The sequence below is a fragment of the Oleiphilus sp. HI0123 genome, assembly GCF_001635315.1.
Window position 1 is genome coordinate 1 of sequence record NZ_LWGE01000897.1, and the last position, 375, is coordinate 375.

The window sequence follows — 375 nt, forward strand, 5'->3', positions numbered from 1 at the left end:
CCAGCAAAATTCGTTGATACTAAATTCTTTCTTAACTTCATCTTAGTCACGAACAAAGATAAGTTGAAGTAACAAAAAGTATCTTTTTATTAGCGTCGTTTATAGATGAGTTTTTTTCCAGTTTTTCAGCAGTATTATCACACTTGTTTTCATTCTTTCGCAGGTTAGGAAATACGTTTATTAATAAAAAAGGCGCTCAAAAGAGCGCCTTTTATCAGCAAAACAAATAACGTCTTAAATAACCGGCGCTAGTGCGTAGGTTATTGAACTGTATGCATATGTACGTCTTGTTGAGGGAACGGAATACTAATTCCTTGCTCATCAAACGCTTTCTTAACTGCTTCGAACATTGTGAAGTGAACTGCCCAGTAGTCC

At 35.7% G+C, this 375-nt stretch carries 1 pseudogene; it reads right to left on the bottom strand.

Going from position 1 to position 375, the window contains the following annotated elements:
• Positions 1-260: 260 nt before the first annotated feature.
• A pseudogene (locus tag A3761_RS28515) lies at positions 261-375 on the bottom strand (mechanosensitive ion channel family protein); the annotation flags it as partial.